This window comes from Pantoea sp. YR525 (assembly GCF_900116775.1).
In the GTDB taxonomy this organism is placed as follows: Bacteria; Pseudomonadota; Gammaproteobacteria; order Enterobacterales; family Enterobacteriaceae; genus Pantoea; species Pantoea symbiotica.
On sequence record NZ_FPBU01000002.1, the window covers coordinates 328,922 to 343,925 of the forward strand.

Consider the following 15,004-nt stretch of genomic DNA (forward strand, 5'->3'; position numbering starts at 1 on the left):
TAGCTGACTCACTTTAACATTTCACGTATACTTCCCCTCTTATTTTTCCGTCCCGCCGCGCAGTTGCGGGATGACGACATCGGCTCGCCGCCTACAGGCGGGCCTTTTCAGCATATGAAGGTAACGCGGTGAATATTCAGGCTCTTCTTTCCGACAAAGTCAGTCAGGCAATGATTGCGGCGGGTGCGCCTGCCGATTGCGAACCTCAGGTTCGTCAGTCTGCGAAGGTACAGTTCGGTGATTACCAGGCAAACGGTATGATGGCCGTGGCGAAAAAGCTCGGTCAGGCACCGCGACAACTGGCTGAGCAGGTGATTCAGCATCTGGATCTTAACGGCATCGCCAGCAAAGTCGAAATCGCCGGTCCCGGCTTTATCAATATCTTCCTCGATCGTGCATGGCTGGCGGCGCAAACCGCGCAGGCGCTTCAGCTGCCGCGCCTCGGTGTGAGCAGTGTCGCGCCGCAAACTATCGTGGTGGATTACTCCGCGCCCAACGTGGCGAAGCAGATGCATGTCGGTCACGTCCGCTCCACCATCATTGGTGATGCCGCAGTGCGTACGCTGGAGTTTCTCGGCCATAAAGTGATCCGCGCCAACCACGTCGGCGACTGGGGCACGCAGTTCGGCATGCTGATCGCCTATCTGGAAAAGCAGCAGAACGAACACCACGAAGAGATTGCGCTGGCTGACCTGGAAGCCTTCTACCGCGAAGCCAAAGTGACCTACGATGCCGACGAAGCTTTCGCCGAACGCGCACGTAACTACGTGGTGAAACTGCAAGGTGGCGATGAATATTGCCGCAGCATGTGGAAGAAGCTGGTCGATATCACCATGAGCCAGAACCAGCTGGTATATGACCGCCTGAACGTGACGCTGACGCGCAACGATGTGATGGGTGAAAGCCTGTACAACGACATGCTGCCGGGCATCGTCGCCGATCTGCGTGAAAAAGGCCTGGCGGTGACCAGCGAAGGTGCCACGGTAGTTTTCCTTGATGAGTTTAAAAACAAGGAAGGCGAACCGATGGGCGTGATCATTCAAAAGAAAGATGGCGGCTATCTCTACACCACCACCGACATCGCCTGCGCCAAATACCGTTTTGAAACCCTGCATGCCGATCGCGTGCTCTACTACATCGATTCCCGTCAGCATCAGCATCTGCAGCAGGCGTGGACCATCGTGCGTAAAGCCGGTTATGTGCCGGAATCAGTACCGCTTGAGCATCACGCATTCGGCATGATGCTGGGCAAAGATGGTCGTCCATTCAAAACCCGCAGCGGCGGCACTATTCGCCTCGCCGATTTGCTGGATGAAGCAGTCGAACGCGCGCATACGTTGGTGAGCGAGAAGAATCCAGAGATGTCAGCGCAAGAGCTGAAAGATCTGTCGGAAGTGGTGGGTATCGGTGCAGTGAAATACGCTGACCTGTCGAAAAGCCGCACCACCGATTACATCTTCGACTGGGACAACATGCTGGCATTCGAAGGCAACACCGCGCCTTACATGCAATACGCCTACACGCGCGTGCTGTCGGTGTTCCGCAAAGCCGGTATTGATGCCGATAGCCTGAGCGGCGACATCGTGCTGACCGAAGAGCGTGAAGCGCAGCTGGCCACGCGCCTGCTGCAGTTCGAAGAAGTGATTACGCAGGTCGCGCGCGACGGTACGCCGCACGTGATGTGTGCTTACCTGTACGATCTGGCCGGACAGTTCTCTGGCTTCTACGAACACTGCCCTATTCTCTCCGCCGAGGACGAGAACATCCGTCAAAGCCGTCTGCAGCTGGCCGCGTTAACCGCGAAAACGCTGAAGCAAGGTCTGGACACGCTGGGCATTAAAACCGTCGAGCGCATGTAATACCATCAGCGGAGAGCGCCGCAAACGGCTCTCCGCTACTTTCCCTCTTCTTTCCTGTTAAAAATCCCCCTTAATCTGCTCTGAATTTGGCTTTTATCCTGCTCAATACCAGCCATTTCTCTCGCTGCACACGCTTTCTCAATTTTCCGACATAGCTCACCAAATAAACAAAACTCATACCTTCATAACCATTTTATGGCAGACAAAGTCGCACGCCATCCCTAATTTGGTAATGGAAGCAAGAAAGCAAAAACATGCAACAAGCTGTTTTAAAAGCTAAAAACTATAAAACTTATCCCTGCAATCGGGTTAAAGTGATGCCCCCGGCCCATGTCAGGGCGTAAAAGAATCTCAACCCGATAACGTCATTAATAAAAAAATCAGAGCGTATCCTATGAGCAATCACGACATTATCGATGTAAAAGGCTGGATCGACGCCCGCCCGATCACCGGATACCAGTGGCTGACCCTTAGCCTGTGTTTCATCATCATCATGTTTGATGGCTACGACGCGGCAGCGATGGGGTTCATTGCGCCCGCGCTGATTGAAGACTGGGGCATCAGCCACGCGGAAATGGGGCCGATTCTCGGCGCTGCGATGTTCGGTGTGGCAATTGGCGCGCTGATCGCCGGTCCGTGGTCCGACAAATTCGGCCGGAAGCGCGTACTGCTGTTGTCGATTGCCGTCTTCGCCTGCTTCAGCCTGATGAGCGCTTTCGCCCGTACGCCGCTGGAAATGGGCGCGTTACGTTTTCTCACCGGTCTTGGTCTCGGCGCGGTGATGCCCAACTGCGTCACGCTGGTGTCGGAATATATGCCGGAGCGCCGCCGCAGCCTGATGATCACCGTGATGTACAGCGGGTTTAATATCGGTTCCGGACTGGGCGGATTCATCGCCGCCGGCATGCTGCCGCACTTTGGCTGGCAAGCGGTGCTGGGTTTTGGTGGCCTGCTACCGTTGCTAATGTTGCCACTGCTGCTGTGGCTGCTGCCGGAATCGGCGATGTACATGGTGGTGCGCAAAGTCAGTCGCGACAAGATTGCTGCGGTGCTCAAACGTCTGGGCGGCGAGTTCTCCGCTGGCACCGCCTTTGTGCTCAATGCGCCAATCATCCCGAAAAAAGCCCAGGTGCTGCAGCTGTTCAGCCGCGGCTATGCGGGCGGCACGGTGGTGTTATGGCTCACCTATTTCATGGGGCTGTTCGTCATCTACCTGCTTAACGGTTGGCTGCCGACCATTCTCCGTTCTGGCGGCGTAACGCTGGAGCGTGCCGCGATTGTCGCCGGCTTGTTCCAGCTCGGTGGCACCTTTGGCGGCCTGATGGTCGGTGGGCTGATGGACCGCTTCAAAGCGAAATACGTTATCGCCCTGTTCTATCTGCTGGGCAGCTTTTGCCTGGTATCGCAGGGCATCTGGAGCTTTGGCCCGAATGTGCTGGCCCTGCTGGTGTTCCTCGCTGGCGTCTGTATTAACGGGGCGCAAACCGGATTGCAAGCCTTCTCCCCGGCCTTTTATCCCACTGAAATGCGTGCCACCGGCGTGTGCTGGATGCACGGCATTGGACGCAGCGGCGCCATTATCAGCTCCTCGCTGGGCGGCGTGCTGCTCGGCGTTTTCCCTGGGCAAACAGCCATTTTTATCGTTTTGTCGCTCCCGGCAGTTTTGGCGGCACTTTCCATCACCCGACATCACCCTGCACAGGTGGCCCGTCAGGTTAAAGGCATCGACCTTAATGACCTGCCGTCCCTGTCGCGTACCCTCAATAATCGATGAAGTAGAGGTCAAAAAATTATGGCTAAAATCATAGGCGGTTTAGCGGTTTCTCATACCCCCACCATTGGCTTTGCGGTTGATCACAACAAGCAGCAGGAAGGCGCATGGGCACCGATTTTCGATGGCTTTGCGCCGATGCAGCGCTGGCTGGAAGAGAAGAAACCGGACGTGCTGCTGTATGTGTTTAACGATCACGTCACCTCCTTCTTTTTTGATCACTATTCGGCGTTTGTGCTGGGCATTGATGACGAATATGCCGTGGCGGATGAAGGCGGCGGCCCGCGCGATCTGCCACCGGTAAAAGGTCACGCGGCGCTGTCACAGCATATTGGTGCCAGCCTGATGGCGGATGAGTTCGATATGTCATTCTTCCAGGACAAAGCGCTGGATCACGGCCTGTTTTCGCCGCTGTCGGCGCTGGCACCGTGGCAAGGCGGCTGGCCGATGCAGGTGGTTCCGCTGGCGGTGGGCGTTTTGCAGTTCCCGATTCCGACGGCGCGTCGCTGCTATAAACTCGGCCAGGCACTGAAGCGCGCGGTGGAGAGTTTCCCGGAAGATTTGAAAGTTGCGGTGGTAGCAACCGGCGGCGTTTCGCATCAGGTTCACGGCGAACGCTGCGGCTTTAATAATCCCGAATGGGATGCGCAGTTTATCGATCTGTTGATCAACGATCCCGAACGTCTGACCGAAATCACTCTGGCGGAATACGCCACGCTCGGCGGCCTGGAAGGTGCGGAAGTGATTATGTGGTTGATCATGCGAGGTGCGCTGTCGGCCAACGTCGAGAAACTGCATCAGGATTACTATCTGCCTTCGATGACCGGTATCGCCACGCTGATCCTCGAAAACCAGTCACGCGAAGCACCGGTTGATGTGCATCAGCGTCAGCGTGACAAGATCAACCTGCAAATGAGCGGCGTGGAAAAACTGCCCGGCACCTATCCGTTCACCCAGGCGCGCAGCCTGAAAGCGCTGCGCATCAACCGCTTCCTGCACCGCATGATTCAGCCAGAGTGGCGTAAGCGTTTCCGCGAAGCTCCGCAGGCGCTGTATCAGGAAGCCGGACTGACCGCTGAAGAGCAAACGCTGATTACCGAGCTCGACTGGCGCGGCATGATCCATTACGGCGTCAGCTTCTTCCTGCTGGAAAAATTGGGTGCGGTGGTGGGCGTGTCTAACCTGCATATCTATTCGGCGATGCGCGGCGAAACGCTGGAACAGTTTCAGCAGACGCGCAATCAGCAGGTGCTCTACTCGGTAGCGGGGAAAAAAGAGTGATGTTTACGCAACCGGTTATCGACTGCCATCACCACGTTTTTGATCCAGTAAACTTTCCCTGGACGCCCGAGAGCGCCTACAACCCGGACGGACACGAGCTGGCGACGCCGGATTACTATCGCGCCGTGATGCAGGCCTACAACATCCGCCACTCGCTGATTGTCGGCCCAACATCGGGCTATAACACCGACAATCGCTGCCTGCTGGATACCATTAAGCGCGGTGAAGGACGGTTCAAGGGCATTGCCGTCACGCCGCGTGACGTGGATAGCGACACGCTCGCCAGCCTGAAAGATCAGGGCATTGTTGGTATTGCGCTTAACGTGGCGATGCTCGGCACCGAGCCATTTCTCCAGCTTGATGCCCTGATGGGCAGGCTGGCGGAGCTGGACCTCTTTGCCCAGATTCAGGTGCAGAACGATCAGCTGCTGGCGCTAAAGCCGCTGCTGTCACGCACCCGCACGCGTTTGCTGATCGATCACTCCGGCCGACCAGACGTCGGCGCAGGCGTAGCACAACCGGCCTTTCAGGCGCTGCTGTCGCTGGCCGGTCAGCAGCGCACCAGTGTGAAACTTTCCGGTCTGGCGAAATTCTCCCGGCAGCCGTATCCCTTCAGCGATGGACATCCCTATTTGCTGGCCTTGCTGGACGCTTTCGGCGCGGAAAATTGCATGTGGGGATCGGACTGGCCCTTCCTGCGCGCCACTGAACGCATGGATATGGGCACGCAACTGCTGCTGATCGAACAGCTGATCCCCGATGAAAAGAGCCGCCGTCAGGTGCTTTGGCACACGCCACAGCGGCTGTTTGGTTTTACTGAATTACAGGAGTCACGATGAGAACCATCTATGTACTGAACGGCCCGAACCTCAATCTGCTGGGCACGCGAGAACCAGAAACCTACGGCTCCGACACGCTGCAAAGCGTGGAAGCGCTGTGCCGCGCAACGGCGGAAGAGCTGGGTGTGGCGATTGAGTTTCGCCAGACCAACCACGAAGGTGAAATGATTGAGTGGATTCAGCAGGCGCGTTTCGAGGCGCAGGCGCTGGTGATCAACCCGGCAGCGTGGACGCACACCTCAGTGGCGATCCGCGATGCGGTGACCGGCGTGGCGTTGCCGCTGTGGGAAGTGCACATCACCAATGTGCACAAGCGTGAGCCCTTCCGTCACCACTCCTATCTTTCCGATGTCGCGCAGGGCGTGATCTGCGGCTACGGTATTCGCGGTTACCGCTATGCGTTGATGGAAGCGGCGCGCGCAGGCTGATTATTCATCCTGCCCGCACACTTTTCGCAGGCAGCGGATCAGCGCATCCGCTGCCGGTGAGTGCAGACAGCCCGCACGCACCGTCAGTCCGATGGCGCGATCGGTATCCGGTAACGGCACTGGCAGCGCCACCAGCGCGCCGGACGCCAGTTCCACTTCCAGCTGGTGCGCGGAGACCGCCGCCAGCATATCCGACTGCATCAGCAAGCCGCGCACCAACGCCAGATCGCCGGTTTCCACCACCGGATCGGGCGCCGGAATGCCCATCGCCTGAAAACTGTTATTCAGCAGATATCGCGCTGGCGTGGCCGAACGCGGCAGCACCCAACGCGCAGCGCGCAGATCTTCGGTAGAAAGCTCACGTCCTAATAGCGGATGATCGTGACGCGCCAGCAGCACCATGCGTTCCGAGAACAGCGTCTCGCGCGTCACGTCCAGCGCATCTTCATCGCGGCGCAGCGCGCCAAAGATAAAATCGATATCGCCCGAGCGCATTTCCGAGGCCAGCACGCCAAAGGCGCTTTCACTGGTTACCACGCGCACGCCCGGATAACGCGCCGTCAGCATCACGATCGCCTGTGGCAGGATACGCGTGCGTCCCAGCGGCAATGCGCCCACGCGCACCGTTCCCTCAAGTATCCCGCTGCGGGCAGCAATATCAGCTGGAATGTGGCGCAGTTCATTCAGCGCTCGCCGCACGTTGGCTTCAATTTCACGCCCGGCCAGCGAAGGCATCATGCCGTGCGGCGTGCGCTCCAGCAGCGCGATGCCCGCACCGTTTTCCAGCACGCGCAGCGCGGCGCTCACCGCTGGCTGGCTCAGCCCGAGCCGTGCCGCCACCGTCTGCATATGCCGCGTCTGACACAGGGTGATAAAAATTTGCAGCCGACGCACGTTAAACAGCCACAGCGGTTCTGCATCGCTACGCTGCGCGCCGCGTCCCTGCAATTTTGCCAGACGCTGCGGCACCTGATGCAACTCCTCAATCGCCCGCAACGCGCGCGGCAGCACGCATTTACCGAAGTCAGTCAGCATCATGCCACCGGCATGACGTTCAAACAGCGTCACGCCTAAGGTGAGCTCCAGGTCGCGAATGGCACGGGTAATGGCCGACTGGGTGCGAAATAATTCATCTGCCGCCCGCGAGACACTGCCTTGTGCCACCACCTGACTAAATGCCCTGATTTGCATCAGGTTTGTCAGCTCTTGCATGTCCTTTTCCGCCATCTTTCCCTGCCCCTTTTCGCTACCGATCGATGTCGCAATATAAATAAAACGCATACCCGCTGCAATTAAATGAATTATCGCCGCCAGGTTGGCAATGACAGCATGGAAAAAAACAGCGGAGGAGTATGCCATGACTAACAACACCCCAAAAAAAACCGCGCTGGTGGTCAGCGCTCACTCAGCGGATTTTGTCTGGCGCGCCGGCGGTGCCATCGCGCTGCACCACGCGCAGGGCTATGACGTCCACGTTGTCTGCCTGTCGTTTGGCGAGCGCGGCGAGTCGGCCAAGCTGTGGCGCAAAGGGGAGATGAGCGAGGCGAAAGTCAAAGCCGCCCGCCGCAACGAGGCGCAGGCCGCCGCCGAGATTCTGGGTGCCAGCATTGAATTTTTTGATCTCGGCGATTATCCGCTGCGTGCCGACAAAGAAACCCTGTTCCGCCTCGCCGATGTCTATCGCCGGGTGCTGCCGCACTTTGTTCTGACCCATTCGTTGCAGGATCCCTACAACTACGATCACCCAATGGCCACGCATCTGGCACAGGAAGCGCGCATTATCGCCCAGGCCGAAGGCTACCGTCCGGGTGAAAAAATCGTCGGTGCGCCGCCGGTTTACTGCTTCGAACCGCATCAGCCCGAGCAGTGCAACTGGAAGCCGGATGTGCTGCTGGATATCACCTCGGTGTGGGACAAAAAATATCAGGCGATTCAGTGCATGGCCGGGCAGGAACATCTGTGGGAATACTACACGCGCGTGGCGCAGCAGCGCGGCGTGCAGGCCAAGCGCAACGTCGGGATTACCACCAGCCGCGACATCATTTATGGCGAAGGTTATCAGAGCATCTTCCCACGCGTAACCGAGGATCTGGCATGAGCATCATCGCTAAAAAAGGCGTCGCGGTGCGCCACATTCCGCGCGCGGCGGCTGCAGATATCGACGCGCTGGCCCGCTCTGGCGTCGCCACCGTGCACGAAGCGCAGGGCCGCAAAGGCTTGCTCGATCCCGCCATTCGCCCAATTCAGCAGGATTGCGCCATCGCGGGCAGCGCGGTCACCGTGCTGGTGGCACCGGGCGATAACTGGATGTTCCACGTCGCAGTGGAGCTCTGTCAGCCGGGCGATGTGCTGGTGGTCGCACCGACCTCACCGTGCAGCGACGGCTTCTTCGGCGATCTGCTGGCGACCTCGCTGCAAGCGCGCGGTGTGCGTGGACTGGTGGCGGATGTCGGTGTGCGTGATAGCCGCACGCTGCGCGAGATGGGCTTTGCCGTCTGGTCGCGCGCAGTGTATGCGCAAGGCACAGTCAAAGAGACGCTCGGTTCGGTGAACGTGCCGCTGGTATGTGCCGGGCAGCTGGTCTGGCCGGGCGATGTGATCGTCGCCGATGACGACGGCGTGGTGGTGGTTGCACGCGATGAAGCCGCCAGCGTCGCAGCCAAAGCGCGTCAGCGTGAAGAGCTGGAAGAGAGCAAACGCCTGCGTTTAGCGGCCGGTGAGCTGGGTCTTGATATCTATCAGATGCGCCCGCGCCTGGCGGAAAAAGGACTGCGCTATCTCGACACGCTCGATCAACTGGAGGAGTAAACCATGCGCCAGCGTCGCATTCCCTGCTTACTGATGCGCGGCGGCACCTCCAAAGCCGCCTGTTTTCTGGCGCAGGATCTGCCCGCAGATCCTGCGGCCCGCGATCGGGTGCTGCTGGCGGTGATGGGATCGCCCGATATCCGCCAGATTGACGGTCTCGGCGGGGCCGATCCGCTCACCAGCAAAGTGGCGATCGTCAGCGCTTCGCGGCGGGACGATGCCGATGTCGATTACCTGTTTGCTCAAGTCAACGTCGATCAACCCAGCGTCGATTACGGACAAAACTGCGGCAATATCCTCGCCGCCGTCGGGCCTTTCGCCGTGGAACGCGGGTTGGTAAAGGCAGGCAATCAACGCACCCGCGTGCGCATCTTTATGCAGAACACCGGGCAGATTGCCGAAGCAGAGTTCGCCACGCCCGACGGTGAAGTCGACTATGACGGTGATCTGCGCATTGATGGCGTACCCGGCAGCGCAGGCGAGATCGCCCTCACCTTCAAAGACATTGCCGGATCGAGCTGTGGCGCGCTGTTGCCGACCGGCCAGCCGCGCGACTGTTTTGATGGCATCGATGTCACCTGCATCGACAACGGCATGCCGGTGATTTTAATCCGTGCGGCGGATGTCAATCGCAGCGGCTATGAAAGCCGCGACGCGTTAGACAGCGACAGCGAGCTCAAGCAGCGGCTGGAGTCGATTCGCCTGCAGGCCGGACCACGGATGAACTTAGGGGATGTCAGCCAGCGTACGGTGCCCAAAGTCACGCTGCTGGCCGAAGCGCGTCACGGCGGCGCGATCAGCTCACGCACCTTTATTCCGCACCGCTGCCACGCCTCGATTGGCGTGCTCGGCGCGGTGAGCGTCGCCAGCGCCTGCCTGATCCCCGGCAGCGTCGCCGACGGACTGGCGCGTACCAGCCAACAACCTCAACAGCGCCTAAGCGTGGAACATCCCAGCGGCGAATTCAGCGTGCTGCTGCAGCGCGAAGGCGATAACCCGCTAGCGGGTTGCGGTTTACTGCGCACCGCACGCGCCATCTTTGCCGGTGACGTCATGATTCCGGCGGCGGTCTGGCCATTCAGCAAGGAGTAATTAATGAACATCACCTTTATCGGATTTGGCGAAGCGGGCGGCATTCTCGCCCATGACTTACAGGCGCAAGGCAACGCGGTGACGGTGTGGGACCGCAAAGCCCTCGCGGCAGAAACCCTGCCCGCGCTGCAGCAAAAAGCGCAACAAGGCGGCGTGCGGCTGGCAGCTTCACTGGCCGATGCGCTGCAGGATGCCGCGCTGGTGTTCTCCACCGTTACCGCGTCGCAGGCACTCAACGTGGCGCAGCAGGCGGCAGCGCTGTTACAGGCCGGGCAGCATTTTCTCGATCTCAATTCCGTCGCGCCGCACACCAAACGGGCAGCAGCTGAAGTGATTTACGCTGCGGGTGCCAGCTATATCGACGTGGCGGTGATGGCGCCGGTGCCACCCAAGCGGCTGGCGACGCCGCTGCTGATTGGCGGTGCGCAGGCTGAACGGGTGCAGCCGCTGCTGGACCAGCTGGGCCTCAACAGCCGCCTGCTGGGTAGCGAAGTGGGTGAAGCCTCGGCGATTAAGATGTGCCGCAGCGTGATGATCAAAGGCCTCGAAGCGCTGACCACCGAATGTCTGAGCGCGGCGCGCCAGTACGGCGTAGAGCAAGCGGTGCTCGATTCGCTGCATGCCAGCTTCCCGTCGATGGGCTGGAACGATCAGCTGCCACACTACCTGATCAGCCGCGTGGCGGAGCACGGTCAGCGACGTGCTGAAGAGATGCAGGAAGTGGTGAAAACGCTGCAGGACGTCAAGGTACCGGCCGCCATGAGCGCAGCGATTGTTACCACCCAACAAGGGCTGGTAGATGCGTTAAACGCCCGCGCCCTGCGCTATCAACAACTCACGCCGTTCGTTTGGCAAGAGACGCTGGATAAGCTCTATCCACCTCAATGAGTTATACGCCCAAAGGTATGCGTTTTGTTTATCGGCAATTGTTTACATTTTTGCAACGGCGTAGCGTAAGCGAGACGAGAAGCAGGTTATAAAACAATAAATATCGGAAGCAAAACATGAAGATTAGAGCATCTGTCACCCTTTCCCTGCTGCTGGCAGCGGGTATTGGCCAGGCCAGCGCAGCCGCGCTGGACGCCAGCCACACCAACCAGGTTATCACCAGTGTGAAAAACAGCATCAGCGCCCAGCACAGCACCGGCTGCGTGGCGGTGGTTGATGCCAGCGGCACGCTGCTGGCCTTCCAGCGCCTTGACGGCGCGTCGCCGGGCTGTGTCGATGCCGCGATTGGCAAAGCACGTACTTCGGCTCTATATCACGCCCCTTCCCTGAAATTTATGCAGCGTCTGCAGAGCGGCGAAACCACGGTGCTCGCCATCCCGCACGCTGTGGCACTCGGCGGCGGTTTCCCGCTCACGCTGCAAAATGAAGTGGTCGGCGCGGTCGGCGTCAGCACTCCCAAACAGGATCTGGATAACCAGGCTTCAGAGGCTGCCGCTCAGGCGCTGAAATAACTTTCGGGAATTTCCATGATGACTCTTTCACGCCGCCGGTTGCTGACCGGCACGGCGGGCCTGCTGGTGGCTGGCGTCCTGACCCAGGCGCTTCCCGGCAGCCTGGCTTTCGCCTCGCCGCCGCTGGCCGCCGCAGTCGCGCCTTCTGCCAGTTTCACTGCGATTTCCACCCGATTAACCGGACTGGAACAGCCGGATGCCCTGCTGGCGCAGCGCCTTTACAGCTGGCTGCACGACCACTTCCCGCAGCTGGATAGCCAGCTCGATACGCTCAACGCGCTGCTGCAACAGCAACCTGCCGCCAACGGCAGCAGCCTGCTGGCGCTGCTGAGTACGCATCCCAAAGCCCTTAACGATCTTTATCAGGCGCTGGTTTCCGGCTGGTATCTCGGCGTTGTTGGCCCGCTGCCGCGCCCGCAATGCATCGCTTTTGAGAACATCGTCAGTTATCAGCTGCTACGCGATTCCCTGTTACCGCCGAGCTACGCGCCGGGGCAACCTAACTTCTGGACGCAGCCGCCTGCAAGGAGAGCACATGTCTGATTCATTAAGCGCCGATGTGGTAGTGATTGGCGCCGGGATTGCTGGTTCACTGGCGGCGCTGAAAATGGCTAAAGCCGGCGCATCGGTATTGATGCTGGAGTCCGGCCCGGAGATTAAGCGCGATCAGGTGGTGGAGTATTTCCGCAACTCGCCGTTTAAGGGCGACTTCACCGAACCTTATCCGCCGCAACCGTGGGCGCCGCAGCCGAAATTTATTCCCAGTGATAACAACTACCTGATCCAGAAAGGCCCGGATCCCTATCGCGCCCAATATCTGCGCGGCACCGGCGGCACCACATGGCACTGGGCTGGACAAGCGTTCCGCCTGTTGCCAAACGATATGCGCATTCAGTCACTGTACGGCATTGGCCGCGACTGGCCGATCAGCTATGACGAGCTGGAACCCTATTATTGCGACGCCGAATACCAGATGGGCGTTTCTGGCGATAGCGATCTGGCCTCGCCGCGTTCGCGCCCTTACCCGCTGCCGGGCATTCCGCTGCCGTACGGTTTCGATCGCCTGAAGCAGCGTCTCGGTCCGCTGGGTTATGAGGTGGGCATTGGCCCGCAGGCGCGTAACAGCATCGCCTATGACGGTCGTCCGGCCTGCTGTGGCAACAATAACTGCATGCCGGTTTGCCCGATTGATGCGCAGTATCACGGCGGCATCGCCGCGCGTAAGGCGCTGGATGCCGGTGTCAAAATCGTTACCAACGCGGTGGTGTTCCGCATTGAGGCCGACGACAAAGGCACCATTCAGGCGGTGCACTATCTCGACCAAAACAAAGCGCGCCATCGCGTGACCGGCAAACAGTTTGTCCTGACCGCCAACGGCATCGAAAGCCCGAAAATTCTGCTGCTCTCCACCAGCGATCGCTACCCGAACGGCATTGCCAACAGTTCCGGCATGGTGGGCCGCAACCTGATGGATCATCCGGGATCGTCAGTAGAATTTTACGCCGATGAGCCGGTGTGGTTTGGACGTGGACCGATGCGTCCTGGCAGCATCAATAATATGCGCGACGGTGATTTTCGTGGCGAGCGTTCGGCGCTGCGTATCGACCTCGCCAACACCTCGCCGGTGCGCTACCTCACCGAACGTCTGGTGCGTCAGGGCTATTACGGCAAGGCACTTAACGACAAGCTGGCCTTCCAGGCCGAGCGCTTTGTCCAGCTGAAGTGTTTGCTGGAGATGCTGCCGGAGCCGCAAAACCGCGTCACGCTGAGCAAAACCGAGAAGGATGCGTGGGGTATTCCACGCCTCGAGGTTTACTACAGCTTCCCGGAATATGTGCATCGCGGCTATGACCAGTCGATGATCGACTTCCAGCGCATGGTGAAAGAGATGGGCGGAACGGAAGCGGTTTACAGCAAGCGCGGCGTTTACGACAACAACCAGCACATCACCGGCACCATGATCATGGGCAGCAATCCGCAGGATTCGGTGGTGGATGGTCACTGCCGCACCCACGATCACCCGAACCTGTTTATCGCCGGCACCGGCATTATGCCGTCGGCCTCGACGGTTAACTCAACGCTGACCGGCACCGCGCTGGCGCTGCGTATGGCCGATAGCGTTCTGGCAAGCTTGTAAGGAGCACCCGATGAAACCTGTATTTATTCAGGCCGCTATCGCGGTGGTCCTGATGCAGTGCGCCATGGCGCAGGCGGCGGACAATACCGCCCAGATTAAGCGCGGCGAATATCTGGCGCGCGCCGGTGACTGTACTGCCTGTCACACCGCCACCAACGGCCCGCTGTTTGGCGGCGGCTTTGCGGTCAGTACGCCTTTCGGCCAGATCTGGGGCAGCAATATCTCCTCCGATAAGCAGTACGGTATCGGCAGCTGGAGCGACGATCAGTTCGTGGCCGCAGTGCGCGACGGCATTGGCAAAAACGGCGAGCAGCTCTATCCGGCAATGCCGTATGACTCCTTCACCAAAATGAAGCGCGACGATGTGCTGGCGATCAAGGCCTATCTGCTGTCGATGCCGCCGGTGCATCAGACTTCACCGCAAACCGACCTGCCGTTCCCGTTCAACCAGCGCTGGGGCATGCGCTTCTGGAAGTGGTTCAACTTCGATAAGGGCGAATTGCAGACTGATACGCAGCAGAGCGCGCAGTGGAATAATGGTCGTTATCTGGTTGAAGCGCTGGCGCATTGCGGCACCTGTCATACGCCGCGTAATCTGACCATGGGCATGGATAACGATAAAGCGCTGGCGGGCGGCGATCTCGGCGGTTGGATGGCGTACAACATTACGCCAGATAAGCAGGCAGGCATCGGTGACTGGAGCCAGCAGCAGCTGGTGACCTACCTGAAAACCGGGTTTGTCGCCAACAAAGCCAGCGCCTCCGGTCCGATGGCCGAAGCGATTGAGCACAGCCTGCAATATCTGCCGGAGAGTGATCTGCAGGACATCGCCACCTATCTGCGCAGCGTCAAGCCACAGCCGGACGCGCAGCAAACCCGTGCGCGCGACAGCTGGGGACAACCTTCCACCGCGCTGATTGCACTGCGCGGTGCCGATGACGCAACCCGCAATGCTCAGCCCGGCGCGGTGCTGTTTGCCGGTAACTGTGCCAGCTGTCATGGCGCGGAAGGTGCGGGATCGGGCAGCGGATTCCATGCCTATCCATCACTGTTCCATCACACCAGCACCGGCGCGGCAGATGCGCTGAACGTGGTATCGGTGATCCTCAACGGCGTACATCGCAATATGACCGAGGGCGAAGTTTTTATGCCGCCTTTTGCCCCTGAACTGAGTGACCAGCAGGTGGCGGATGTCAGTAACTTTGTGACCCAGCAGTTTGGTAATCCGGCGGCGGCCAAAGTGGATGCGAAGCAGGTTAGAGAATTAAGAGAGGATGCAAAACTGGCTTCACCTCCGATTTACGGTCAGGGAGATAAGCCTTAATTAAC

14 protein-coding genes are annotated in these 15,004 nt (G+C 59.3%); 13 read left to right on the top strand and 1 reads right to left on the bottom strand.

All coding sequences use genetic code 11. The annotated features are described in order from the left end of the window. Window positions 1-128 precede the first annotated feature (128 nt). From argS to aroQ, 5 genes are all read left to right on the top strand, one after another. Window positions 129-1,859, top strand: coding sequence for an arginine--tRNA ligase (gene argS / locus BM323_RS05040; protein WP_008110510.1), 1,731 nt, complete (start codon window positions 129-131; stop codon window positions 1,857-1,859). Between the two features lie 394 nt (window positions 1,860-2,253). Continuing rightward, complete coding sequence (locus tag BM323_RS05045) at window positions 2,254-3,633, top strand: MFS transporter (protein ID WP_008110512.1); 1,380 nt, start codon at window positions 2,254-2,256, stop codon at window positions 3,631-3,633. A gap of 18 nt (window positions 3,634-3,651) precedes the next feature. After that, a complete protein-coding gene (locus BM323_RS05050) occupies window positions 3,652-4,911 on the top strand; it encodes a gallate dioxygenase (protein ID WP_008110513.1) in 1,260 nt (419 codons plus the stop codon). Further along, the gene (locus tag BM323_RS05055; RefSeq protein WP_008110516.1) at window positions 4,911-5,750 is read left to right on the top strand and encodes an amidohydrolase family protein; all 840 of its coding nucleotides are present in this window, start codon (window positions 4,911-4,913) and stop codon (window positions 5,748-5,750) included. Before BM323_RS05050 ends, BM323_RS05055 begins: the two co-directional genes overlap by 1 nt. Continuing rightward, the gene (gene aroQ, locus BM323_RS05060) at window positions 5,747-6,178 is read left to right on the top strand and encodes a type II 3-dehydroquinate dehydratase (protein ID WP_008110518.1); all 432 of its coding nucleotides are present in this window, start codon (window positions 5,747-5,749) and stop codon (window positions 6,176-6,178) included. Before BM323_RS05055 ends, aroQ begins: the two co-directional genes overlap by 4 nt. Here the strand turns inward: aroQ and BM323_RS05065 are convergent, their stop codons facing one another. After that, window positions 6,179-7,405 (bottom strand): LysR family transcriptional regulator, encoded by a 1,227-nt coding sequence (locus BM323_RS05065; RefSeq protein WP_008110520.1) that lies wholly within the window; start codon window positions 7,403-7,405, stop codon window positions 6,179-6,181. 130 nt (window positions 7,406-7,535) lie between these two features. Between BM323_RS05065 and galB the strand changes: the two genes are divergently transcribed. The 8 genes from galB (at window position 7,536) to BM323_RS05105 (ending at window position 14,999) form a co-directional block, all read left to right on the top strand. Then, window positions 7,536-8,276 (top strand): 4-oxalmesaconate hydratase, encoded by a 741-nt coding sequence (gene galB, locus BM323_RS05070; RefSeq protein WP_008110522.1) that lies wholly within the window; start codon window positions 7,536-7,538, stop codon window positions 8,274-8,276. Continuing rightward, window positions 8,273-8,986: a 4-carboxy-4-hydroxy-2-oxoadipate aldolase/oxaloacetate decarboxylase gene (locus BM323_RS05075; protein ID WP_008110525.1), complete on the top strand. Its 714-nt coding sequence runs from the start codon at window positions 8,273-8,275 to the stop codon at window positions 8,984-8,986. The genes galB and BM323_RS05075 overlap by 4 nt, the downstream gene beginning before the upstream one ends. Window positions 8,987-8,989: 3 nt before the next feature. After that, window positions 8,990-10,078 (top strand): 4-oxalomesaconate tautomerase, encoded by a 1,089-nt coding sequence (locus BM323_RS05080; protein ID WP_008110526.1) that lies wholly within the window; start codon window positions 8,990-8,992, stop codon window positions 10,076-10,078. Window positions 10,079-10,081: 3 nt separating this feature from the next. Continuing rightward, entirely contained in the window at window positions 10,082-10,966 is an 885-nt protein-coding gene (locus tag BM323_RS05085) for an NAD(P)-dependent oxidoreductase (protein ID WP_008110528.1), read from the top strand. Window positions 10,967-11,082: 116 nt separating this feature from the next. After that, on the top strand, window positions 11,083-11,538 hold the full coding sequence (locus tag BM323_RS05090) for a GlcG/HbpS family heme-binding protein (protein ID WP_008110530.1): 456 nt from the start codon (window positions 11,083-11,085) through the stop codon (window positions 11,536-11,538). 15 nt (window positions 11,539-11,553) lie between these two features. After that, a complete protein-coding gene (locus BM323_RS05095) occupies window positions 11,554-12,081 on the top strand; it encodes a sugar dehydrogenase complex small subunit (RefSeq protein ID WP_008110533.1) in 528 nt (175 codons plus the stop codon). Beyond that, a complete protein-coding gene (locus BM323_RS05100) occupies window positions 12,074-13,675 on the top strand; it encodes a GMC family oxidoreductase (protein WP_008110536.1) in 1,602 nt (533 codons plus the stop codon). The genes BM323_RS05095 and BM323_RS05100 overlap by 8 nt, the downstream gene beginning before the upstream one ends. Window positions 13,676-13,685: 10 nt before the next feature. Next, window positions 13,686-14,999, top strand: coding sequence for a c-type cytochrome (locus BM323_RS05105; protein ID WP_008110537.1), 1,314 nt, complete (start codon window positions 13,686-13,688; stop codon window positions 14,997-14,999). Window positions 15,000-15,004: the final 5 nt, after the last annotated feature.